At 68.3% G+C, this 22,911-nt stretch carries 24 protein-coding genes; 18 read left to right on the top strand and 6 right to left on the bottom strand.

The annotated features are described in order from the left end of the window. Nucleotides 1-163: 163 nt before the first annotated feature. On the bottom strand, nt 164-1,555 hold the full coding sequence (dnaA, locus tag AB0269_RS10080) for a chromosomal replication initiator protein DnaA (protein WP_175987842.1): 1,392 nt from the start codon (nt 1,553-1,555) through the stop codon (nt 164-166). Between the two features lie 326 nt (nt 1,556-1,881). Between dnaA and rpmH the strand changes: the two genes are divergently transcribed. The 10 genes from rpmH to AB0269_RS10030 all read left to right on the top strand — a co-directional run bounded on the left by rpmH (nt 1,882) and on the right by AB0269_RS10030 (nt 9,394). After that, the gene (gene rpmH, locus AB0269_RS10075) at nt 1,882-2,019 is read left to right on the top strand and encodes a 50S ribosomal protein L34 (protein ID WP_005054680.1); all 138 of its coding nucleotides are present in this window, start codon (nt 1,882-1,884) and stop codon (nt 2,017-2,019) included. A 19-nt stretch (nt 2,020-2,038) separates the two neighbouring features. After that, entirely contained in the window at nt 2,039-2,389 is a 351-nt protein-coding gene (rnpA, locus tag AB0269_RS10070) for a ribonuclease P protein component (protein WP_366211062.1), read from the top strand. Beyond that, on the top strand, nt 2,386-2,736 hold the full coding sequence (gene yidD / locus AB0269_RS10065; protein WP_175987838.1) for a membrane protein insertion efficiency factor YidD: 351 nt from the start codon (nt 2,386-2,388) through the stop codon (nt 2,734-2,736). The genes rnpA and yidD overlap by 4 nt, the downstream gene beginning before the upstream one ends. A 3-nt stretch (nt 2,737-2,739) precedes the next feature. Further along, the gene (gene yidC, locus AB0269_RS10060) at nt 2,740-3,807 is read left to right on the top strand and encodes a membrane protein insertase YidC (protein ID WP_366211061.1); all 1,068 of its coding nucleotides are present in this window, start codon (nt 2,740-2,742) and stop codon (nt 3,805-3,807) included. Further along, nucleotides 3,807-4,301, top strand: a complete 495-nt coding sequence (locus AB0269_RS10055; RefSeq protein WP_366211060.1) for a R3H domain-containing nucleic acid-binding protein — start codon at nt 3,807-3,809, stop codon at nt 4,299-4,301. Before yidC ends, AB0269_RS10055 begins: the two co-directional genes overlap by 1 nt. A 33-nt stretch (nt 4,302-4,334) precedes the next feature. Further along, on the top strand, nt 4,335-4,955 hold the full coding sequence (gene rsmG, locus AB0269_RS10050) for a 16S rRNA (guanine(527)-N(7))-methyltransferase RsmG (RefSeq protein ID WP_366211059.1): 621 nt from the start codon (nt 4,335-4,337) through the stop codon (nt 4,953-4,955). 676 nt (nt 4,956-5,631) lie between these two features. Continuing rightward, nucleotides 5,632-6,561 carry a ParA family protein gene (locus tag AB0269_RS10045; RefSeq protein WP_366211058.1) on the top strand — a complete coding sequence of 310 codons (930 nt, stop codon included), beginning with the start codon at nt 5,632-5,634 and terminating at the stop codon, nt 6,559-6,561. After that, on the top strand, nt 6,561-7,535 hold the full coding sequence (locus AB0269_RS10040; protein WP_366211057.1) for a ParB/RepB/Spo0J family partition protein: 975 nt from the start codon (nt 6,561-6,563) through the stop codon (nt 7,533-7,535). The genes AB0269_RS10045 and AB0269_RS10040 overlap by 1 nt, the downstream gene beginning before the upstream one ends. Nucleotides 7,536-7,606: 71 nt before the next feature. Further along, the gene (locus tag AB0269_RS10035) at nt 7,607-9,049 is read left to right on the top strand and encodes a sugar porter family MFS transporter (RefSeq protein WP_366211056.1); all 1,443 of its coding nucleotides are present in this window, start codon (nt 7,607-7,609) and stop codon (nt 9,047-9,049) included. Nucleotides 9,050-9,058: 9 nt separating this feature from the next. Further along, nucleotides 9,059-9,394, top strand: a complete 336-nt coding sequence (locus tag AB0269_RS10030; protein WP_227529688.1) for a tryptophan synthase subunit alpha — start codon at nt 9,059-9,061, stop codon at nt 9,392-9,394. A gap of 138 nt (nt 9,395-9,532) precedes the next feature. Here the strand turns inward: AB0269_RS10030 and trxA are convergent, their stop codons facing one another. From trxA to AB0269_RS10015, 3 genes are all read right to left on the bottom strand, one after another. Next, complete coding sequence (gene trxA / locus AB0269_RS10025) at nt 9,533-9,856, bottom strand: thioredoxin (RefSeq protein WP_230104152.1); 324 nt, start codon at nt 9,854-9,856, stop codon at nt 9,533-9,535. A gap of 60 nt (nt 9,857-9,916) precedes the next feature. Then, complete coding sequence (trxB, locus tag AB0269_RS10020) at nt 9,917-10,888, bottom strand: thioredoxin-disulfide reductase (protein WP_366211055.1); 972 nt, start codon at nt 10,886-10,888, stop codon at nt 9,917-9,919. A 74-nt stretch (nt 10,889-10,962) separates the two neighbouring features. Then, the gene (locus AB0269_RS10015; protein WP_366211054.1) at nt 10,963-13,011 is read right to left on the bottom strand and encodes a DUF6049 family protein; all 2,049 of its coding nucleotides are present in this window, start codon (nt 13,009-13,011) and stop codon (nt 10,963-10,965) included. A gap of 96 nt (nt 13,012-13,107) precedes the next feature. On the opposite strand from AB0269_RS10015, the gene AB0269_RS10010 reads away from it, so the two are divergent. From AB0269_RS10010 to arr, 4 genes are read left to right on the top strand one after another with little or no spacing between them, the layout of a single operon-like run. After that, nucleotides 13,108-14,706, top strand: coding sequence for a methyltransferase (locus AB0269_RS10010; protein ID WP_366211053.1), 1,599 nt, complete (start codon nt 13,108-13,110; stop codon nt 14,704-14,706). A gap of 40 nt (nt 14,707-14,746) precedes the next feature. After that, the gene (locus AB0269_RS10005; protein ID WP_366211052.1) at nt 14,747-15,799 is read left to right on the top strand and encodes an LLM class flavin-dependent oxidoreductase; all 1,053 of its coding nucleotides are present in this window, start codon (nt 14,747-14,749) and stop codon (nt 15,797-15,799) included. A gap of 46 nt (nt 15,800-15,845) precedes the next feature. Then, complete coding sequence (locus AB0269_RS10000; RefSeq protein ID WP_366211051.1) at nt 15,846-16,133, top strand: hypothetical protein; 288 nt, start codon at nt 15,846-15,848, stop codon at nt 16,131-16,133. A 9-nt stretch (nt 16,134-16,142) separates the two neighbouring features. Beyond that, the gene (gene arr / locus AB0269_RS09995) at nt 16,143-16,562 is read left to right on the top strand and encodes an NAD(+)--rifampin ADP-ribosyltransferase (protein WP_366211050.1); all 420 of its coding nucleotides are present in this window, start codon (nt 16,143-16,145) and stop codon (nt 16,560-16,562) included. Here the strand turns inward: arr and AB0269_RS09990 are convergent. Further along, nucleotides 16,555-17,787 carry an NAD(P)/FAD-dependent oxidoreductase gene (locus AB0269_RS09990; protein ID WP_366211049.1) on the bottom strand — a complete coding sequence of 411 codons (1,233 nt, stop codon included), beginning with the start codon at nt 17,785-17,787 and terminating at the stop codon, nt 16,555-16,557. The genes arr and AB0269_RS09990 overlap by 8 nt on opposite strands. 79 nt (nt 17,788-17,866) lie before the next feature. On the opposite strand from AB0269_RS09990, the gene AB0269_RS09985 reads away from it, so the two are divergent. Both AB0269_RS09985 and AB0269_RS09980 read left to right on the top strand, forming a co-directional pair. Next, complete coding sequence (locus AB0269_RS09985; RefSeq protein ID WP_366211048.1) at nt 17,867-18,481, top strand: TetR/AcrR family transcriptional regulator; 615 nt, start codon at nt 17,867-17,869, stop codon at nt 18,479-18,481. A gap of 144 nt (nt 18,482-18,625) precedes the next feature. Next, nucleotides 18,626-20,071, top strand: a complete 1,446-nt coding sequence (locus AB0269_RS09980) for a CCA tRNA nucleotidyltransferase (protein ID WP_366211047.1) — start codon at nt 18,626-18,628, stop codon at nt 20,069-20,071. A 90-nt stretch (nt 20,072-20,161) separates the two neighbouring features. Here AB0269_RS09980 and AB0269_RS09975 read toward each other — a convergent pair whose 3' ends face one another. Next, nucleotides 20,162-20,815: a TetR family transcriptional regulator gene (locus AB0269_RS09975; RefSeq protein WP_366211046.1), complete on the bottom strand. Its 654-nt coding sequence runs from the start codon at nt 20,813-20,815 to the stop codon at nt 20,162-20,164. Nucleotides 20,816-20,879: 64 nt separating this feature from the next. Between AB0269_RS09975 and AB0269_RS09970 the strand changes: the two genes are divergently transcribed. Next, the gene (locus tag AB0269_RS09970) at nt 20,880-22,178 is read left to right on the top strand and encodes a glycosyltransferase (protein ID WP_366211045.1); all 1,299 of its coding nucleotides are present in this window, start codon (nt 20,880-20,882) and stop codon (nt 22,176-22,178) included. Nucleotides 22,179-22,247: 69 nt separating this feature from the next. Next, nucleotides 22,248-22,874: a dienelactone hydrolase family protein gene (locus AB0269_RS09965; protein WP_366211044.1), complete on the top strand. Its 627-nt coding sequence runs from the start codon at nt 22,248-22,250 to the stop codon at nt 22,872-22,874. Nucleotides 22,875-22,911 lie beyond the last annotated feature (37 nt).

Below are 22,911 nucleotides of genomic sequence, written 5' to 3'. Positions count from 1 at the left end.
GTGGCGCAGCATCCGCTTCCGACCGAGTTATCCACAGTATGCCGGGATCCGCACACATTCGTCCCGAACGCGAACCGCATTCATCCACAAGTTATCCACATGTGCAGAGCGGCATTTAAAGGGATGCCGATGCCCGCTGTCAACCCTTCGACGGGCTCAGGGATCAGCGACGGCCGAGCTGCGTGGTGATCTCGGTGACCTGGTTGTAGATCGAGCGGCGCTCCTTCATGAGGTCGCTGATCTTCTTGTACGCGTACATCACCGTCGTGTGATCGCGGTTGCCGAACAGCTGACCGATCTTCGGGAGGGAGAGGTTGGTCCGCTCGCGGCACAGATACATGGCGATCTGGCGTGCCGTCGCGATCTGCTGCGACCGGCTCGAACCGTACAGGTCGTCGACCGTGAGCTTGAAGTACTGAGCGGTGGCCGTGATGATGTCGGTCGGCGAGATGATGTTGTCCTCGGCCGTGTCGACGATGTCGCGCAGCACGGTCTGGGCGAGGGAGATGTCCAGCGGGGAGCGGTTCAGGCTCGCGAAGGCCGACACCCGGATGAGGGCGCCCTCGAGCTCGCGGATGTTCGACGAGACGATCGTCGCGATGTACTCGAGCACCTCGTCGGGGATGTGCAGCGCCTCGCTCTGCGCCTTCTTGCGGAGGATCGCGATGCGGGTCTCGAGGTCGGGGGCCTGCACGTCGGTGATCAGGCCCCATTCGAAGCGGCTGCGCATGCGGTCCTCGAAGCCGGTGAGGTGCTTGGGCGCGACATCGCTGGTGATCACGATCTGCTTGTTGTGATCGTGGAGCGTGTTGAACGTGTGGAAGAAGGTCTCCTGCGTCTCGGCACGGCCCTGCAGGAACTGGATGTCGTCGATGAGAAGGATGTCGACGTCGCGGTAGCGGGCCTGGAATGCGGAGCCCCGGTTGTTGGCGATCGAGTTGATGAAGTCGTTCGTGAACTCCTCGCTCGAGACGTACCGGACCTTGACCCCGGTGTACAGCGACTGCGCGTAGTCCCCGATCGCGTGCAGGAGGTGCGTCTTGCCGAGCCCGGAGTCGCCGTAGATGAACAGAGGGTTGTACGCCTTCGCCGGCGCCTCCGCGACCGCGACCGCTGCGGCGTGGGCGAAGCGGTTGGACTGGCCGATGACGAAATTGTCGAACGTGTACTTCGGATTCAAGCGCGACTCGTGGCGCATCTGCGTCGGCAGCTCGACGGGCAGATCGGTGCGCGGCGCCTCGGGCCGGCCGAAGTCGGCGACCGCGATCGGCGCGGTCGGCTGCTCGGCGAGCTCATGGTTCACGACCACGCGGAAGGAGGTGACCTCTTCGCCGATGCGGGCGAGCCCCTCCATGAGCGGGACACGGAGCCGCTTGTTGATCTGGGCGGCGGTCAGATCGTTCGGCACATCCAGATAGAGCGTTCCGCTCATGACACCGGCCGGGACCGCGAGGCTGAGGAATCCCTGGAGCTGCGGGGTGACGCGATCATCCTGATCGAGCAGGTCCAGCACCTGCGCCCAGATCGGAACGTCAGGCTGGGCGGGTGTCGACATGGTGCTCCGGGCGGTGGGTCGAGGAGGGTCGGACGTTTCTCGCCCCGGCGCCCCCTGTGGATAACTTCGGTTGCCACGGTAGTCATCCCGGGCGCACGGGGCAACCTGCCTGTGGAGAACCCGGGTGTGTCCTTGCCTCGACAGGCTTCGCACTTGTGGATAATTGACGAACGACGCGGCGTTCGTGCCGGGCGCTCAGCGCGGGGAATTTGCTCTCTGCGCCGCCAGGACGTACCCTTAATCGGTTGACTTATGCCCGGATCTGGGCAGTTTCCCCAATGTCTCCGGTCGTACTCATCCGGTGACGCCATTCCCGGAGTGATTCCATGAGCAAGCGTACGTTCCAGCCCAACAACCGTCGTCGCGCCAAGAAGCACGGCTTCCGCGCCCGCATGCGCACCCGCGCCGGCCGCAGCATCCTTTCGGCACGCCGCGCGAAGGGCCGCACCGAGCTCTCGGCGTAAGCCCTCGGCCCGAACCGCTGTGCTCGCCCGTCCGTTCCGACTGACGCGAGGCACTGACTACAGGTCAGTCGTCCGTCGCGGTGTCCGGTGCGGGGGCGGCCGAGTCGTCACCTCGATGCTGACGACCGGCGAAGCGCGCGAACCCCGGTTCGGGTTCATCATCAGCAAGCAGGTGGGTACCGCTGTGATCCGCAACACCGTGCGCCGACGGCTCAAAGCCGTATGCGCGGACGCGATCGCAGACGTCCCTCAGGGCACGGATGTCGTCATCCGTGCCCTTCCTGCATCCGCGACCGCGACGTTCGCCGAGCTCCAGGCCGACGTGACGCGGTGCCTGGCCCGGCTCAGTCGTCCGGCGGCGAGGCCATGAGCGCGCTGCCGTCCTACGCGATGGGCGCAGGACATCTGCATGCCCGCGACCTCGGGCGCAGCATCCCCCTCATTCCCCGCAATCTCGTGCTGGGATTCCTCACGGCCTATCGCGCCGTGATCTCGCCGATCTACGGGGACGTGTGCGCGTACTACCCGTCGTGCTCGGCTTACGCTGTAGGAGCGGTGCAGCAGCACGGTGCGATCAAGGGAGCAGCGCTCTCGGCCTGGCGCATCCTGCGGTGCAACCCCTGGAGCAAAGGCGGCGTCGACGACGTGCGCCCTCACGACCATTTCCGACACGACCTGACCGCACGAGGTTTCGTCGTACCCTCCCGAAAGGACTGAACAGTGGGTCTTGACCTTCTGCTCGCCTCTGCGACACCCGCCGCTGGCGACACCGGTGGCGGCTTCGACCTCCTCGGCACGATCCTGTGGCCGCTGAAGTGGGCCGTCGAGCTCATCCTCGTGGCCTGGCACTGGCTGTTCACGACCGTGGGTCTGCCGGCGGCATCCGGCATCACATGGATCCTGTCGATCGTCGGCCTCGTCATCGTCGTGCGCGCCTCGGTATTTCCCCTGTTCGTGCGGCAAATCAAGAGCCAGCGCAAGATGATGGAAATCGCTCCTGAGATGAAGAAGATCCAGGAGAAGTACCGCGGTAAGAAGGATCAGCTCTCGCGCGAGGCGATGAGCCGCGAGACCATGGGCCTGTACAAGAAGCACGGCACCTCTCCGATGTCGAGCTGCCTGCCGCTGCTCATCCAGATGCCGATCTTCTTCGCCCTGTTCAGCGTGCTGAACGATGTGTCCAAGCACGCCATCGCCGGCATCGGCGGCGTCGGGCTGCTCAGCCCCGAGCTCACCAAGGAGTTCTACGACGCCACGATCTTCGGATCGGTGTCGCTGCACGGAACGCTGGGCAACGCGATCGAGACGCAGAACACCGTCGCGATCGTTCTGCTGGTCATTCTCGTCGTGCTGATGATCGGATCGCAGTTCTTCACCCAGCTGCAGATCATCTCGAAGAACCTGTCGCCCGAGGCCAAGACCGGCCAGGCGTACCAGATGCAGAAGATCATGCTCTACGTGCTGCCGCTGGGCTTCATCTTCTCGGGCGTCTTCTTCCCGCTCGGTGTCGTCGTGTACTGGTTCATCTCGAACCTGTGGACGATGGCCCAGCAGTTCCTCGTGATCCGCGAGATGCCGACCCCCGGTTCCGAGGCGGCCAAGGCCCGCGAAGAGCGCCTCGCCCGCAAGGGCAAGGCGATCGACTCCTCGGGCAAGGTCGTGCCGATGGCCGTCTACGAGGCCGAGCAGAAGCGGATGCTGGACGAGGTCGAGAAGGCCAAGCAGGCCGCTCCCAAGCGCGAGCAGCCGATGAGCAAGAAGCGCGCCAAGAAGAAGGGGTCGAACTGATGGCCGTGGAGAACGTCGCAGAGCGCTCGGAGCCGTCGCTGGACGAGCTCGAGCACGAGGGTGATGTCGCCGCCGACTTCATCGAGGGACTGCTCGACATCGCCGACATCGACGGGGACCTGAACCTCGATGTGCGTCAGGGCCGGGCTTACGTCTCGGTGGAGTCCGAGGACTCGAGCCTGTCGGTTCTCGCCGACCCCGACACGGTGCAGGCGCTGCAGGAGATCACCCGCCTCGCAGTGCAGAGCAAGACGGGCGCGTTCTCGCGTCTCATCCTCGACGTGGGCGGATCGCGGGATGCGCGTCGTCGTCAGCTCGAGAAGCTTGTGGATGCCGCGGTTGCGAAGTTGGACGAGGGAGCATCGCAGGCGTCACTGCCCTCGATGTCGAGCTATGAGCGCAAGCTCGTGCACGACATCGTCGCCGATCGGAATCTCGTCTCGGAGTCGTACGGCGAGGGCGCCGACCGTCACACGGTCATCCGCCGGCGCTGATGTTTCACGTGAAACATCGCGAAGGATGCTGAGATGACTGTCGAGGTCGAGCCCGACGTCGCTGCGTCACTGTTCGGTGATCGCATCGAGGTGGCGCGAGCATTCACGGCTAACCTCGCGGCGCAGGGGGAGGAGCGCGGACTGATCGGTCCGCTGGAGCTCCCGCGGCTGTGGACCCGGCATGTTCTGAACAGTGCCATCGCCGCACCGCTGTTCCACGGGTCGGCAGCGGACATCGGTTCCGGCGCCGGACTGCCCGGCCTCGTGCTGGCGATCGCACGCCCGGATGTGTCGTGGACGCTGATCGAGCCCATGGAGCGGCGCGTCGCCTGGCTGTCGGAGCAGGTGTCGGAGCTCGGGCTGTCGAATGCGACGGTGCTACGGGCTCGCGCGGAGGACGTGCCGGCGGGACAGTTCGATGTGGTCACCGCGCGTGCCGTCAGCGCGCTGCGCACCTTACTGCCGTGGACCGCGCCGCTGGTGCGAGATGGTGGCGAGCTCGTACTGCTCAAGGGTCAGAACGCAGCGGCCGAGATCGACGCCGCAGCCAAGCCGCTGAAGAAGTTCAAGGTGTCTGACGTACGTCTCGAAGTTCTCGGCGAGGGAGTGCTCGCCGAGACGACCCGCGTCGTGCGGGGGACCGTTCGGGGCTGAGCCTCGAGGGTGCGATGTTTCACGTGAAACATCGCACCCTTCTGTTGGGATTGTTTCGACTCGGCTGCGCCTCGCTCGACGTGACGAGGCGCAGGCGGGTCGTTGAGCGGAGCTGCCACAGGCCGCGCAGTCTAAACGGGGTGAGCGGAGGGCGAAGCCCTGAGTCGAAGCCGTCTCGGTCGACCATGTTTCACGTGAAACATCTGCGCGTCGCCCGTGCGAGGTTTCGATTCGGCTGCGCCTCGCTCAACGACCCGATAAGCAACAACCTCTCCTCTTGTTCCGTTGATCGTCGGGGCGCTGGTTGTGGGTCGCTGAGCGGAGCGGCCGCAGGCTGCGCAGTCGAAACGGGGTGAGCGCGGCGCAAAGCCCGGAGTCGAAGCCGTCTCGGTAGTGAATGTTTCACGTGAAACATGACGTTCCGCTGTTGGGTGCTTTTCGACTCGGCTGCGCTCGCTCAACGAGCCGCGAGACACCCGTGGGCCCGCAAGTAGCGGGTCGTTGAGCGGAGCGGCCGCAGGCCGCATAGACGAAACGGGGTGAGCGCAGGGCGAAGCCCGGAGTCGAAGTCACACCAGCAAGCGATGTTTCACGTGAAACATCGACGCCGGCGCCCCGCGACTTCGGCAGACAGAGAACGGCAAGTAGAGTGGAACGCGGCCATCGAGAGGAGTGGATGTTTCACGTGAAACAGTCCGAAAAGACAACGCCGAACGAGGCTTTCGGGGTGGATACGCCCCTGGCACGCGAAATCGCCGACCTGAGTGCCCGCCGACGCAATCTGGAGGACGTGGAACTCCACTTCACCGGCTCGACCCGCGTCCTCACCGTGTCGAACCAGAAGGGCGGCGTCGGCAAGACGACCACGGCCGTCAACATCGCATCCGCGCTGGCATCCTTCGGTGCGAAGGTCCTCGTGATCGACCTCGATCCGCAGGGAAACGCATCCACGGCCCTCGGGGTTCCCCACAACGCCGAAACGGCGAGCATCTACGACGTCCTCATCGACGATGTTCCGCTTGCCGACGTGGTTCAATCGAGCCCGGAGTCGGAGACGCTGTTCTGCGCGCCCAGCACGATCCACCTCGCGGGCGCCGAGATCGAGCTGGTGTCACAGGTCGCCCGTGAACACCGACTCCGCCGCGCACTCGACCAGTACGTCGCCGACAACCCGGTCGATTTCGTCATCATCGACTGCCCGCCGTCGCTCGGACTCCTCACGATCAACGCCTTCACGGCGGCATCCGAGGTGTTCATCCCCATCCAATGCGAGTACTACGCGCTCGAAGGGCTGAGCCAGCTGCTCGGCAGCATCCAGATGATCCAGAAGCACCTCAATCCCGGGCTTCACCTCTCGACGATCCTGCTCACGATGTACGACGGACGCACCCGTCTCGCGCAGCAGGTGGCCGACGAAGTCCGCAACCACTTCCCGGAGCAGGTGCTGAGCACGGTCATCCCGCGCTCGGTGCGTGTGTCCGAGGCCCCCAGCTTCGGCCAGACGGTCATCGCGTACGACGGGAACTCCGCCGGCGCGATCGCGTACCGCGAGGCCGCTGTCGAGATCGCGTCGAAGAGTCAGACGACGCAGAGCAAGGAGAACTGATGGCGAAGCGCACTGGACTGGGCCGGGGGATCGGAGCCCTCATCCCCACCGCGGATCAGACGACTCAGCGCCCGGTGGACGTGTTCTTCCCCGGCGCGCCGATCCAGGTCGCACCGGAGAAGGCCGAATCGCAGGCACAAGAAGTATCCGAGCCGGATCTCGAATCCGTCCCCGGCATCCACCTGATCCAGGTCGATCCGATGAAGATCGTCCCCAACCCGCGTCAGCCGCGTACGCACTTCGACCCGGAGGACCTGGCCGAGCTCGTCCACAGCGTCCGCGAGTTCGGGGTGCTGCAGCCGGTCATCGTCCGCCGCAACGGCGACGGCGACTACGAGCTGATCATGGGGGAGCGGCGCACCCGTGCCGCACGTGAAGCGGGCCTCGACGCCATCCCGGCGATCGTCCGCGACACCGCCGACGAGGATCTCCTCCGAGACGCTCTGCTCGAGAACCTGCACCGCTCCGAGTTGAACCCGCTCGAGGAGGCATCCGCCTACCAGCAGCTCCTCGAGGACTTCGGCATCACGCAGGAGGAGCTCGCCACGCGCATCGGCCGCTCCCGCCCGCAGATCAGCAACACGATCCGCCTGCTCCGTCTGCCCGTCCCCGTTCAGCAGCGCGTCGCCGCCGGCGTCCTCTCCGCCGGTCATGCGCGCGCCTTGCTCTCGCTCGACGACCCCGAGCAGATGCAGCGGCTCGCCGACAAGGTCGTCAATGAAGACCTGTCCGTCCGTGCGACAGAAGAGGCGGCCAAGGCGCTCCCGGCATCCGGAACGAAGAAGGTCAAACCGCAGGCCGGAGCTCGCCGGGCGTACCTCGATGAGGTCGCAGGCAACCTCGGCGACCGTCTGAACACGCGCGTGAAGATCACACTCGGTGCACGAAAAGGCCAGGTCGCGATCGAATTCGCGTCGATCCAGGACCTGAACCGCATCCTCGCCGAACTCGGCGAGGAGCAGTACGGATCCTGAACCGCGTCGCGATCCTCCCTCCGCCGCATCCGTCGCGCTCGTAGAGTGGGATGCGACCGGGGGAGAGGTACATGTCTCAGAACAAGGGCACATCAGGGCGCTTCAGCGCTCGTGTGATCGGAATCAGCATCGCAGCCGCGCTCGGCGGCTTCCTGTTCGGTTTCGACACGGCCGTCATCAACGGCGCCGTGGATGCGCTGGCCGGGGCCTTCGACCTCGGGCCGGGGCTGCAGGGCTTCGCCGTGTCGTCGGCGCTGCTCGGCTGCGCCGTCGGAGCCTGGTTCGCGGGCAGCCTCGCGAACAGACTCGGCCGCATCCCGGTCATGGTGATCGCCGCGATCATGTTCCTCGTGTCGGCGATCGGTTCGGGACTCGCCTTCGGAGTCATCGACCTCATCGTGTGGCGGGTGATCGGCGGCCTCGGCGTCGGTGCGGCATCCGTCATCGCCCCCGCCTACATCGCCGAGGTCTCGCCGGCCAAGGTGCGCGGGCGCCTCGGCTCGCTGCAGCAGCTCGCGATCGTGACCGGTATCTTCACCGCCCTCCTGTCGAACGCGCTGCTCGCGAACGTCGCCGGCTCTGCTGCGAACGTGCTGTGGCTGGGCATCGATGCGTGGCGCTGGATGTTCATGGTCGAGGCCATTCCTGCCGTCGTCTACGGTCTGATGGCGCTCAAGCTCCCGGAATCCCCACGTTTCCTCGTCGCCAGAGGCAAGGTCGACAAGGCCTCGCAGGTGCTGTTCGACTTCACGGGCGAGACCGATGTGAACCTCAAGATCCAGGAGATCGAGGAGAGCCTCGGCGATGAGAAGAACGAGTCGTTGAAGGACCTGCGGGGCGACAGGTTCGGGCTGAAGCCGATCGTGTGGGTCGGCATCCTGCTCAGCGTCTTCCAGCAGTTCGTCGGCATCAACGTCATCTTCTACTACTCGACGACGCTGTGGCTCTCGGTGGGCTTCGACGAGTCGAGTGCTCTGATGACCTCCGTCATCACATCGATCACGAACATCGTCGTCACGATCATCGCGATCCTTCTCGTGGACCGGGTCGGCAGGCGTCCGATGCTGCTGATCGGATCGGTCGGCATGGCCGTGACCCTCGGCATGATGGCCGTCGCCTTCTCGTTCGGGACGCTGCAGGACGGCGCCGTCACCCTCCCCGAACCGTGGTCGCTGATCGCCCTGATCTGCGCCAACGGGTTCGTGGTGTTCTTCGGCGCGACCTGGGGCCCGCTGGTCTGGGTGCTGCTGGGGGAAATGTTCCCCAACAAGATCCGCGCGGGCGCCCTCGCCGTCGCGGCGGCAGCCCAGTGGATCGCGAACTTCTTCATCTCGACGACCTTCCCGGCCTTCGCCGAGATCGGGCTGACGTTCGCCTACGGCTTCTACGCGTTCTTCGCGATCGTGTCGTTCTTCTTCGTGTACTTCCAGGTGCCGGAGACGAAGGGCAAGGAGCTGGAGACCATGACGGATGTCGTGAACCTCCCGCGCCGCGGGGGCAGGAAGCGCGCGTAGGCTTGAAGCATGTCTGAAGCCGTTCCCCGCCGCGCGAGTCTCGAAGTGCTGCGCGCCGAGGCGTCGGACGAACTGGCCGTCCTCATCCAGGAGCGGCTGCTCAGCGGCGAGGATCCGTGGGACTTCATGGAGGACCTCCCGAGCGTCGACGAACTCGTCGTCTACCTGCTGCGCGCCGACAACATCGCCGCGAACGACGGCGTACGGCCCAACGCCGCCCGGAACTACCGGGTGATGCGCCAGATCGCGCTGGAGTACCCCGAGCTCACGCCCGCCGTGTGGGGTCTCCTGGGCGAGGGGCCCCGCTACCGCCGGTGGGATGCCACGGTGGCCGACGCCTCCTGACGCTGGTCGCGCCCACGTCTCCCGACGCCGAGCGCGTCCTGACGCCCACCGCGGCGCGTCCTGACACCACCACGACTGACCCGCAGACGCAGAGAAGGCGCGGACCGCACGGTCCGCGCCTTCTTCGTTCGTCCGGGATCAGCCGATGAAAGCGGCGAGATCCTGCTCGAGAGCGGGCTTGGGCTTGGCGCCGATGATGGTCGTCTTGACCTCGCCGCCCTGGAAGACCTTCATCGCCGGGATCGACGTGATCTGGTACTTCATGGCGAGCTCGGGGTTCTCGTCGACGTTCAGCTTCATGATCGTGATCTTGTCGGGGTGCTCCGCCTGGATCTGGTCCAGAACGGGGGCGACCATTCGACACGGTCCGCACCACTCGGCCCAGAAGTCCACGAGGACGGGGCCCTCGGCCTGCAGGACGTCCTGCTCGAACGTCGCCTGGCTCGTTACCTTGGCAGTCATCTGCTTATCTCCTTGATCGAAGGTCACATGCTGCAACAGCAGCGGTGCCGAAACTGTTCCCTACGCGATGACCTCGGCCGCCTCGGCGGCCGGGACCTCGACAGAAGCATCCTCGAGGTCCGCGAGGAAGTGCTCGGCGTCCAGCGCCGCGACCGTTCCGGATCCGGCGGCCGTGATGGCCTGGCGGTAGGTCGGGTCGATGACATCGCCGGCGGCGAAGACGCCGGGAACCGAGGTGCGCGAGGAGCGCCCGTCGACCCAGATCGTGCCCTCGGCGGTGAGGTCGAGCTTGTCGTGCACGAGGTGGGTGCGCGGGTCGTTGCCGATCGCGATGAACAGGCCGTCCAGGGCCAGTTCGCGCGACGAGCCGTCGACCGTGTCGCGCAGGGTGACGCCGGTGACGGCATCCCCGCCCTCGATGGAGGTCACCTCGCTGTTCCAGATGAACTCGATCTTCTCGTTCGCGAACGCGCGCTCCTGCATGATCTTGGATGCCCGCAGCGTGTCCTTGCGATGGATCACGTAGACCTTGTCGGCGAAGCGGGTGAGGAACGTGGCCTCTTCCATCGCCGAGTCGCCGCCGCCGACGACGGCGATCGTCTTCTCGCGGAAGAAGAACCCGTCGCACGTGGCGCACCACGAGACGCCGTAGCCGGAGAGGCGCTCTTCGCCCTCGATGCCGAGCTTGCGGTAGGCGGAGCCGGTCGCGTAGATGACGGCGTGCGCCTCGTGCTCCGCGCCGCTGCCGAGGACGACCTTCTTGACCGGACCGTCCAGCGACAGCGAGGTGACGTCGTCGTAGACGACCTCGGTGCCGAACTTCTCGGCCTGCGCCTGGAACTTCGCCATCAGGTCGGGGCCCTGGATGCCGTCGGGGAAGCCCGGGTAGTTCTCGACCTCGGTGGTGTTCATCAGCTCGCCGCCGACCTCGACCGAGCTCGCGATGAGAAGCGGCTCGAGGTTCGCGCGGGCCGCGTAGACGGCGGCGGTGAATCCGGCGGGACCGGAGCCGATGATGATGACCTTGCGCATGTCCTCTTCCTTCTCGCGTGAAAACGCGTCAGAGCTTGAAACCCATGGTAACCGCGCGGCATTCCCGAGCAGCGTCATGCGTCGGAATCGGCCGCCCTGTCCTTGCGCCGGCGGACGACGGTGCGGATGATGCCCAGCACGAGCAGCAATCCGATGACGCCGCCCAGGATGCCGAGGCCGATGCCCTCCCATTCGGCGCGCACCGTGACGGTCGCGGTCTGGTCGGTGCCGATGCGCACGCCGGTGGGTGAGGTGAGTCCGAAGCGCACGTCGAGCACCCCGCTGCCGACCCGGGCCGACACCGGCACCTTGACGCGGGTGTTGCTGGCGGGCTGGGCGACGACCTCGGTGCGCGGTTCGATGTCCAGGCGCGCATCCGAGGGCCGGGAGGTCAGCGTGACGTTGACGGGCCACGGCAGGTCGTTGTGCACCCACACCGGCAGCGGGGCGGCCGCGGTGAACAGCTGCACGGGGCTCGGCTGCTGCACCCCGACGGCGTTCAGGGTGGCCGTCGTCTCGGTGCGGTGGGTTCCGGTGCCGGGGACGAACTGGTTCGCGGTGCCGACGCCGATGAGGCGGAGGATCTCGATGCGCTCGGGGGAGAGCAGCACGAGCGGGTCGTCGAGGATCGTCGCGAACGACGTCAGGCGGGCCTCGTCGGCCAGCAGGTGCTCGAGGGCGTCCGCGCGGTCGCGCGAGTCGTCCGAGACGATCGTGGCGGATGCCGGGTCGGAGGCACGCGCCTCGGACAGGGGCGTCAGGTCGGCGATGGACGACAGCGCGAGGATCGTCTCGCGCAGCGCGTCGGCCGTGCGGGTCTCATCGCGGTCGAGCCCGACGAGCAGCGACGCCTGCGGGACGAGGCTCAGCCGGGCGATGCCGGAGGTGATCGTCCGCTCGCGGTCGGACTCGTCGGTGGTCGCGGCGGCTTCGCTGAGCACGGCCGACGCATCGGCATCCGAGACGAGGATCCGATGATCGTCGACCTCGACGTGCGCAGCGGACTCGGAGGTGACCGACGTCGACGGCAGGATCGTGGTGACGTCCGTTCCGAGGTAGTCGTCGAAGGCGGCGAGGTCGGCGGTGCGGACATCGCCGAGGGGCCACAGCACGCCGGACTCGGCGCCGCCCAGGGCGGTCAGCTCGGCATCGCTGGGGAGCTCGGGGTCGGATGCGGTCGGCGTGGGGGCGGGGGTCTCGCCGTCAGCCGGCGGCGCTGTGAAGTCGGCGGGGTCGAGGTAGGGCGTCAGCGGCAGCGTCGAGAGCAGCTCGGGCAGGTCGGCACGAGCCTGGACAGTCGCATCCGCGTCGCCGGGCTGCAGGGCGAACCGCTCGTTCGAGAGCGATTCCAGCCGCGCGAGCCACGCGGTGGCATCCGCGGGTGCCGCCGTTCCGAGAGCACGGATCGCCGCGGGGATGAGCGGGTCCACCGCGAGGGCCGCGGAGGTTCCCGCCGCGCCATCGAGCTGGGCCGTGAGGGGCCCGTCGGGGGCGGTGAGCGCGGTGAGCTCGTCGGCCGAGAGCAGACCGCCGTCCTCAGGGGTGGCGGTGATCGGCACGACGACGGTCAGCTGCAGGTCGGTGTCGTCCGTGACGACGAGGACGCTGGTGGCACCGGCGACGCCCGAGATCTCCGGGCCGGAGATCAATGCGCGCAGGGGGTAGACGCCCTCGGGCAGGTCGCCGAGCGCAGCCGAGGTGGCGCTGACCGAGGTCGACGCGCTCTCGGATGCCGCGACGTCTCCGGACTCCTCGGAGCCGATGGACGTGAAGGTCCCGTCGGCGTCGCCGCCGTCCAGCCAGGCGGTGAGCGATTCGGCATCCGCCAGCGGCGTCCTGTTGATCTCGACCGTGACGCGCCCTGCTGCGAGAGCCGCGTCGCTGCCGTTGTCGATCGTGACGGTGGCGGTGACGGGGGCGTCAGGGGCGACGACGCCGTGGATGCCGGCGGTCAGCGAGAGCTCGACGGTGCCGGTGTCCTCGGGGATCTCGGTGTCGGCGGATGCGGATGCCGGGGCGAGGAGCTGCCCGGATGCGACCAGCCCGACGGCGATGGTCGACGCCAGCACGCCGCGGATGCCGCGGTGCGCGCGGGCACGTCTGCCGGTTCGGGGCCTGATCAAGTCTCTGGTCTTCCTCGGGGCGCGCAGGAGCGACCCGTGAGTGGTGACCCCGCAATTCTAGGTGTGCGCCTTCGGGGAACCCTGAAGGCGCGTAGAGTGACGGCCGTGTCCGACGCCCTCCCGCCCGTCCCGGATCCCGCTCTCGCCTCGGCGCTGGCCGCGGATCTGGATGCCGCCGACTTCCGCTCCGAACCGCTCCGGCGCCTGTGGGGAGAGGAGGCCGACGACGCACTCGGCCGGGGAGTCCGCGAGCCTGTCCTGCGGGCGATCGCCCGCGATGTCGGCCCGCTGGCGACCGCCGGCCGATTCTTCGTGCTCGGGATGCCGCAGCCGGCGCCGTTGGTCGACGCGGCGTTCGCTCGTGTCGGGGTGGACGGCCTCGTCGCCCTGGGGCTGGCCCGCACTGACGGTGCGGATGCGGTGCCGACCGCGCTCCTGCGCCCGCAGTCCTTCGTGGATGCCGACGGGGTCGGCGAATGGTGGATCGCCAGCGACCTCGACGAGCTGGCCCTCGGCACGGCGCTGCCGGCCGACCATGTGCTCGGAGTCGGCGGGGCATCGCGGACGCTCGCGGAGCTCGTCGTGCCCGTGCCGGTCTCACGGGCACTGGACCTGGGGACGGGATGCGGCATCCAGGCGCTGCTCGTCGCCCGGCACGCCGGAGAGGTCGTCGCGACCGACATCTCCGAGCGCGCTCTGGCCTTCGCGGCGCTGAACGCCCGCCTGAACGGCGTGACGAACATCACGTTCCGACAGGGCAGCATGTTCGAGCCGGTCGCCGGCGAGGCGTTCGACCTGATCGTGTCGAACCCGCCGTTCGTCATCACGCCGCGGGTGGTGGGCGTGACGGCCTACGAGTACCGCGACGGGGGCCTGGTGGGGGACGCGCTGGTCGAGGCGTTCGTCCGGTCAGTCGCGGACCATCTGACACCCGGCGGCATCGCGCAGCTGCTCGGCAACTGGGAGTCGGTATCTTCGCTCCCTGTGCCGCAGTCTTCGCTCCCTGAGCCTGTCGAAGGGTCGAAGACGACCCCCGGCCTCACCCGCCTGGAGTCCTGGATCGATCCCGCCCTCGACGCCTGGGTGATCGAGCGCGAAGAGCTCACCCCGCTCGCGTACGCCGAGCTGTGGGTCCGCGACGGCGGCACGACGCCGCGCGAGGCGTCGTTCGGGCGGATGCTGGAGGCGTGGCTCGACGACTTCATCGCTCGCGGGGTGACCGCAGTCGGATTCGGGTACGTGCTGCTGCGTCGTCCTGCAGCCACGATCCCTGAGCCTGTCGAAGGGTCGAAGCCGCTGCGCCGCTTCGAGAAGGTGTCGCAGCCGCTCGCGGCGCCGGGCGGTTCGCTCGGTCGGGCGCTGCGGGACGGCCTCGCGGCGCACGATGCGCTGCGCGACGGCATCCCGCACACGCTCGTGACGGCGCCCGATGTCACCGAGGCGCGGCACTACCTGCCCGGCAACGACGATCCGAGCGTGATCGAGCTGCGGCAGGGCGGCGGTTTCGGCCGTACCGTCGAGGCCGATCCGGCGCTCGCCGGTTTCGTCGGGGCGTGCGACGGCGAGCTGTCGGTCATGCAGATCGTCTCGGCGATCGCCGACCTGTTCGAGGTGCCGCTGGTGGATCTGTGGGCGGACCTCGAGCCGCGCATCCGCGATCTCGTGCTCGACGGGTTCCTCGTCACGGCGCCGTGAGAGGGGAATGCCACCGGCATCCATTCGGTTGCATACGACCATGAAGGCTTTCGGATTCCTCTCCTTCGGGCACTACGCGCCCGTGCCCGGTTCGGGCACCCGCACGGCGGCGGACATGCTGCACCAGACGATCGACCTCGCCGTCGGTGCGGATGAGATCGGCGTCAACGGCGCCTACGTCCGCGTGCATCACTTCGCCCGTCAGGCCGCATCGCCCATGCCGCTGCTGGCCGCGATGGCCGCGAAGACCGAGCGCATCGAGGTCGGTACCGGCGTCATCGACATGCGGTACGAGAACCCGCTGCAGTTCGCCGAGGAGGCTGCCGCCCTCGATCTCATCGCGCGTGGACGCATCGCGCTGGGCATCAGCCGCGGATCACCCGAGACCGCGCTGCGCGGCTACGAGGCGTTCGGCTACGTCGGGTCGGAGGATCCGCGCGGCGCCGACCTCGCCCGTGACAAGTTCGAGCTGTTCCTCGAGGCGATCGATGGTGCCGGCGTGGTCCAGGGCGACCCGCAGCAGGTCGGCGAGGGCAGGTACCTGGCGATCGAGCCGCGCTCCAAGACGCTGCGCGACCACATCTGGTGGGGATCCGGATCGCGCGCCACGGCCGAGGAGACCGGCCGCAAGGGCCTGAACCTCATGAGCTCGACGCTGCTGACCGAGGCCACCGGCGCGCAGTTCCACGAGCTGCAGCGCGAACAGATCGACCTGTACCGGGCGGCGTACAAGGCGGCGGGTCACACCGGGACGCCGCGGGTGTCGGTGAGCCGGAGCATCTTCCCGCTCGTGTCCGACATGGACCGCGCGTACTTCGGGCTGCGCAGCGCCGAGAACGGCGACCAGGTCGGGATCATCGACGGCTTCCGCTCCACGTTCGGCAAGACCTACGCCGCGGAACCCGACGTGCTCATCTCGCAGCTGAGGCAGGACGAGGCGGTCATGGCGGCCGACACCGTGATGCTGACGATCCCGAACCAGCTCGGCGTCGACTACAACCTGCACGTGCTGCAGGCGTTCGCCGAGCACGTCGCGCCGGCTCTGGGCTGGAAGCCGAACACGGAGGGCCCGGTGCAGGGCGACCCGGCCTGAGATGCGCACCGCCCGCTGGGCGCCGCCGCCCCGCTACGCTTCGGGCATGAGCTATTCGCTGAACAGCAGTTCCGCCGAGGATCCGCGGGTCGAGGCGCTCAAGCGACAGCACCAGCAGCGTCAGAGCCGGTTCTTCCTCACGTTCGCGGTCGTCGAGGGCCTGGCGATCGCGGCGGCCATCGTCGTCGTGTACGTGCTCGATGTGCTCGATCCGGAGTACGGCATCTGGGTCCTCCTCGCCATCGCTGCGATCGGCGCGACCGTGATGAGCGCCGGCATCATGTCGATGACCCGCCGCCACGCCCAGGAGATGCGAGACATCACAGGACGCTGAGGGGATGCGATGACCGAAGTGCTCGATGAAGGACCGTTCTTCCACGGGACGGTGGCCGACGTCGCGGTCGGCGACCTGCTCACCGCCGGTCACCGCTCGAACTACAGGCCCGAGGTCGTGATGAACCACATCTACTTCACGGCCCTGCGCGACGGCGCGGGCCTCGCGGCGGAGGTGGCTGTCGAGCTCGCGGGTTCCGGCACGCCGCATGTCTACGAGGTCGAGCCCAGCGGCGACTTCGAGAACGACCCGAACGTCACGGACAAGAAGTTCCCCGGCAACCCGACGCGTTCGTACCGCAGCACGGCGCCGCTGCGGGTGGTGCGTGAAGTGCACGACTGGACGCGGCTGACCCCCGAGGCTCTGCAGATGTGGCGGGACCGGCTTCAGGCGATCCGCGCCGACGACAGCGCCGAGATCATCAACTGAGCCGAGCCTCCGCTCGACGACGGAGCACGGCCGTGGCCGCCGCATCCGGGTCGGGCTGCTCGGCGATGAGCCTGATGATCGGCCCCAGCACGGCCTTCACCGTCATCACCCGCATCGCGGTCTCGCGCAGCCACGCGACGACCTTCCCGCGGCGGAACATCAGCGTCGCCAGCAGCCGCGAGTTCGACTGCGCCGATTCGACGCGCGGCTTCTCCACGCGCTCCCATTCGGCGAGCACCGCCGCGAGGCTCGCACGGTCGGCGTGCGCGAGCATGCGCCCCAGCATCCATGCGGAGTCCATCGCCATGCCGGCGCCGATGCCGGCGGTCGGTAGGAATCCGGATGCCGCGTCTCCGAGCAGCACCGCCGATCGTCCGGCATCGACCCACCGCTCGGCGCGCACGTCGGTGAGCGGCCACAGATACGGGTCGGGGTCGGCGGTGACGGCATCCAATGCAGAATCGAGTCGCGAACCGATCCCGGGCGCGGACTCGCGCACGCGTGCGGCGAACGCAGAGGGCCCGATTGTCAGATCGTCGACCGGTCCGCCGAGAAAGATGCCGACGCGGTCCTTGACGGGATAGACGCCGAGGAAGAGGCCGTCGCCCCACAGCTCCTCGCCGAGCGCAGGGTCGTCGCCAACCGCATCCGACCACGTCACCCATCCGGCCCAGCCCGTGTCGACCGTGGAGACCTCGCCGACGTCGAGCAGGTCGCGTGTGCGCGAATGGATGCCGTCGGCCGCGACGATCAGATCGAACGCCGAGCGCTCGCCGGAGCTGAAGACGACGTCGCCGCCGACCGCCGTGATCGTCGTGCCGAAGCTGACGGGACACCCGCGCGCCGTCAGCACATCGAGGAGAGCACCGCGTTCGATCCCTTGGTAGTCGCCGTGGAGTGCCAGCAGGGCGCCGAGGTCGTCCGTGCGGAGCGTCCTTCCGCGGTGGGAGCGGAACGCGTAGCGCGAGAGCGGCGAACTCCGGGCGAGGTACTCGTCGTGCACGCCGATGTCCTTCAGCGCAGGATCGACGGTCGGCATGAGGGCGAGCATGTAGCCCGGATGCTCCATCCGCGGCATCCGCTCGATGAGCACAGGATGCAGGCCCTGCGTGCGCAGGAGCGACGCGAGGGTGATGCCGGCGACGCCCGCCCCGGCGATGAGGATGCGCAGGCGGTCGTCCCTCTGCGCGTCGAGCTGCTCCGACAGCGCGATGTCGGTGAGCATGTCGCCCTCCCGTGGGTTCTGGACTGGGTGGTCCACAGTCTACGGTCCCGTGGACTGGGTGGTCCAGTATGATCGTGACATGGATGATTCCGAGCGGCCGGCACCCGACCGGTACCGTGCGCTCGCCGAGGCGACGGTGGCGGAGTTCTCGCGCGCCGGATACGAGGGCGCCTCGCTGAACCGGATCATCCGGGCCGCCGGGATGAGCAAGAGCTCGTTCTACCACTTCGTCGGATCCAAGGACGAGCTCTTCGACACGGTCGTGCGGATGCTGATCGCCGAGGTCGCCGCGATGTGGACGCCTCCCGCGCCCGCCGAGTTCGCGGAGTTCGGCGCGCGAGCGTTCTGGCGACACGTCGATGAGCTGCTGGAGCAGCTCGGCGCGCTGTCGGCGACGCCGGCGCTGCAGCACCTGGGCCGGATCTTCTACCTGCCTGGCGGCGCCGAAGCGTCCGGTGCTCGGGCCGAACTGCTCACGAGGGTGCGGACGTGGGTGTCCGAGGTGCTGCGAACGGGGCGGGCCTCGGGTGCCGTGCGCGATGAGCTCCCGCTCGACCTGCAGACCGACATAGTCTTCGCCGTGCTGCGTGCAATGGACGAGTGGGCTCTCGCCGGTGGGTCCATCACGGCCGAGCGGGCTGCGGTGGCGGCATCCGCTCCCGGCCTGGTGTTGCGGCGGCTGCTGGCCGTGTGATGTCCCGGGCGCCGCCGTCGGCCCGAATCCCAGATGATCTGCGGCCCGAGCGGCGCGCCGCGAGGTCGACACGCCGCACCGGGCGCGTGTCGTCTGGGATCCGGCACGCGAGGCGCGGTGTGCGCGCCCGGTAATCTGGAACCCATGCTGAACATGGCCGAGGGGCTTGCACGTCTGCGCGCGCTCGCCGAGGCACCGGTCGTGTCCGAGGTCGCCGCCGCGTTCCAGGCGGCCGATTTCGAGCTCGCCGTCGTCGGAGGACCGGTGCGCGACGCGTTGCTCGGCCGCGAGACGAACGACCTCGACTTCACCACGAACGCCTCGCCCGACGAGATCCTGCGCATCGTCACGCCGATCTCCACCGCGCAGTGGGACATCGGCCGCGCGTTCGGGACGATCGGAGCCCGAGTCAAGGGCGAGCAGGTCGAGATCACGACCTACCGCGCCGACAGCTACGACGGCGTGACGCGCAAGCCCACAGTCGAGTTCGGCGACACGATCGACGGCGACCTCGCGCGCCGCGACTTCCGCGTCAATGCCATGGCCCTGCAAGTCGCGTCCCCGGAGTCCGGGCGCGAGATCAAGCTCATCGACCCGACCGGCGGCGTCGAGGATCTCGTCGCCGGCATCCTGCGCACCCCGACGGACCCGACCGTGAGCTTCGGCGACGACCCGCTCCGGATGCTGCGGGCCGCCCGGTTCAGCGCGCAGCTCGGTTTCGACATCGATCCTGCGACGCACGACGCGGTCGCGCAGCTGCGCGAGACGCTGAAGATCGTCAGCCCCGAGCGGGTGCAGGGCGAGCTCGTGCGGCTCATGCAGACGGATGATCCGGTGCGCGGCATCCGCGTCCTCGTCGAGACCGGACTCGTCGACGAGTTCCTGCCCGAGATCAGCGCCCTGCGGCTCGAGGTCGACGAGCACCACCACCACAAGGACGTCTACGAGCACTCGCTCACCGTGCTGCAGCAGGCGATCGAGCTTGAGCACTCCCGGCATCCCGGCGAGGCGCCGGACGTCGCGCTGCGCATCGCGGCGCTCCTGCACGACATCGGCAAGCCGCGCACCCGCAAGCTCGAGCCCGGGGGAGCGGTGACCTTCCACCACCACGACGTCGTCGGATCGCGCATGGCGCGCAAGCGCCTGCAGGCGCTGCGCTTCGACGGCGAGACGACGGATGCCGTCGCGAAGCTCATCGAGTTGCACCTGCGGTTCTTCGGGTACGCGGAGGGGGCGTGGACGGATGCCGCCGTCCGCCGCTACGTGCGCGACGCGGGCGATCTGCTCGAGCGTCTGCACATCCTGACCCGGGCCGACGTCACCACGCGGAATCGACGCAAGGCCGCCCGGCTCGCGTCCGCTTACGACGACATCGAGACGCGCATCTCGGCCCTCGCCGAGCAGGAGGAGCTCGACGCCATGCGGCCGGAGCTCGATGGCAACCAGATCCAGGAGATCCTCGGGATTGGCCCCGGCCGGGAGGTCGGCGAGGCCTACCGGTTCCTGCTCGACATCCGCCTCGATGAGGGGATCATCGGGCCGGATGCCGCCGAGCAGCGCCTCCGCGACTGGTGGGCGGCGCGCGGTTAGCTCGTTTCAGGCTTCCCGGAAGAAGCCTTTCCGGTCCCCACGCACCGGTTCAGCCCGGAAATGCTTCTTTCGGCGCCGAGCGCAGCCTCGTCAGCGAGCCGGAGACACGTCGCGCCGCAACTCGGACTCGACGGCTCGGTGCAGCCACGCGAGGTACGCACCCTGGGTCCAGCCGGACTGGACCACGAGCTGCTGGTACGCCTCGGGAGAGAGCAGGAACGACACCGCAGCCGCCGCGGCATCCACGTCGGGCAGCGCCGGGGCGATGCCGCGCCGGACGAGCTCAGTCACGAACTGCACGTTGTCCGCCGCCCGATGCGTGAGAATCCCCTGCAGCGCCTCATCGACGACGGGATCCGAGAGCGCGGCGCCGAGCAGGACCGTCCACAGCGCATGCGCCCGGGCATTGGCCTCGGCGATCCGGGCGAGCACGGTGTCGAAGAAGACGTCGTCGGGCAGATCGAGCACGCCGGCGGCGACCTCGGTGTCCGAGAGCGACGTCTTGCCCTCTGATCCCGAGAACGTCACCTCGAACGCGGCGATGAGCAGCGCAGCCTTCGATGCCGCCGCCTTGACGGTCTCGGCCGACACCCCAGCCTCCCGCGCGATCGCGGCGATCGTCGTCGCCTGATAGCCGTTCGTGGCGAACAAGCGGGCGGATGCCTCGACGATCCGCTGCCTCGTTGCGAGCGCCTGCTGGGCGCGCAACTCGGATCGATAGGCGCGGGGATGCTCGTGAACCATTGACTTTCCTCAAAGGGTGATGAATACTGCTTCAGTACATTCAATCCTACGGAAAGAACGCCTCATGTCCAGCTATCTCATCACGTGCACGCCTGCGCACGGCCACGTCCTGCCGCTGCTGCAGATCGCCCGCCTGCTCGTCGATCGCGGCGACGACGTGCGCTTCCTGACCAGCATCCGCTACGCGGATCGCGTCGCCGCGGCCGGGGCGACCTTCGTACCCCTCCCTCCCGAGGCCGACGTCGATCTCGACGATGCGGATGCCGCCTTCCCCGAGCGGCAGGGATTGACCGGTCCCGCTGCCCTCCGCTTCGACATGTCCAACCTGTTCATCCGGCCCGGCGCCGCTCAGCTCGCAGCGGTCAGGGCCGAGATCGCGTCCGGAACCGTCGACGCCGTCCTCTCCGAGCCTCTGTTCGTCGGCTGCGCTCTGCTGCAGCTGCTGCCGCGCGACGAGCGGCCGCCCGTGATCGTCCTCGGCATCTTCCCTCTCGGCGCCCGCAGCCGCGACACCGCGCCGTTCGGACTGGGCGTGACGCCGTTGCCGGGCCCGATCGGACGCCTGCGCAACGCCGCCCTCCGCCTCGTCGCCGAACGCGTGATCTTCGGAGCGGTGCAGAAGGAGGCCGACGCGATGGCTGAGCGCGAGACCGGGCGCCGACTCGGCGGGTTCGTGCTCGACTGGCCCGGCAGAGCGGATGCCTACGTGCAGTTCACGGTTCCCGAGTTCGAGTATCCGCGCCCCGACCTGCCGGAATCGGTGCACTTCGCTGGTCCCCTCGTGCCTGAGCCCGCCGCTGTCGACCTCCCGGACTGGTGGAGCGACCTCGACGGCTCGCGGCCGATCGTCCACGTCACGCAGGGCACGATCGCCAACACCGACTTCACTCAGCTCGTCCTGCCGACGATCACGGCGCTCGCAGCATCCGACGTGCTCGTCGTCGTCTCGACCGGGGGTCGGCCGGTCGATGCGCTGCCTGCGGATCTCCCCGCCAACGTGCGCGTCGCCGAATACCTGCCGTATGACCGGCTGCTGCCGCGCGTCGATGTGCTCGTCACCAACGGCGGCTACGGCGGCGTCCAGCAGGCCCTCGCCCACGGGATTCCCGTCGTCGTCGCCGGACAGACCGAGGACAAGGTCGAGGTCTCGGCGCGCGTCGGCTGGTCGGGCGCGGGCGTGAACCTGCGTGCGACGACCGTCGCCCCCGACCGTGTGCGCTCTGCGGTCGAGGCGATCCTGAGCGACCCCGCGTACCGCGCGGCCGCGGGCCGGATCGGCGCGGCCATGCGCGCGTCCGACGCCGAAGGCGCTCTCACCGGCGTTCTGGATGCCGTCACGGAGTCGTGGGCGAGGACCGCATGACCTCCCGCTCGGAATAGTTCCGACCGAGATTGGTTGCATCTGCAAGTAACACATCGCAGAGGAGCATCCATGACCGCCATCGTCTCGGACGACTGGGAGCAGCCGGCCCCCGCCGCAGCGCTGTTCCTGCACGGCTACGGATCGAACGAGCGCGACCTCGTCGCCCTGGCATCCGCCCTTCCCGAAGGGATGCCGTGGGCGTCTCTGCGGGCCCCGATCGAGCTCACCCCCGGCGGCAACGCGTGGTTCCGGATCGTCACACCGGGGCATCCCGATCAGGAGGCCATGGATGCCGCGACCGCCGCGATCTGGTCATGGGCGGATGCCGCACTCCCGACCTCGACGCGAATCGTGCCGATCGGATTCTCGCAAGGCGGCCTCATGGCGACCCAGCTGCTGCGCACGGCGCCGGAGCGCGTGCTCGCCCCGGTCGTCCTCGGCGGATTCGTGGCCGCGGGGGAGCAGAAGGCGGATGCCGTGCTGCGCGCGACACGTCCCGCGATGTTCCTCGGCCGGGGCGAGGACGACCGGGTCATCGCGCCCGATGCGGTGCGCCGGACCGACGCGTGGGCGCCCGAGCACACCGAGCTCGAGGATCGCCGATACCCCGGACTCGGCCACGGAATCGACGCCCGCGAACTCGCGGACGTGCAGGCGTTCCTCGCCCGCGAGACCGAGACGGGGTCTCCAGCATGAGACCCGTGTCAGCAACCCCCGTTTCATGCAGCAAACT

This window comes from Microbacterium sp. NPDC077644, from assembly GCF_040702785.1.
GTDB lineage: Bacteria > Actinomycetota > Actinomycetes > Actinomycetales > Microbacteriaceae > Microbacterium.
The sequence above is the reverse complement of the archived record's forward strand: the minus strand, read 5'-3'. Positions and strand labels throughout refer to the sequence as shown.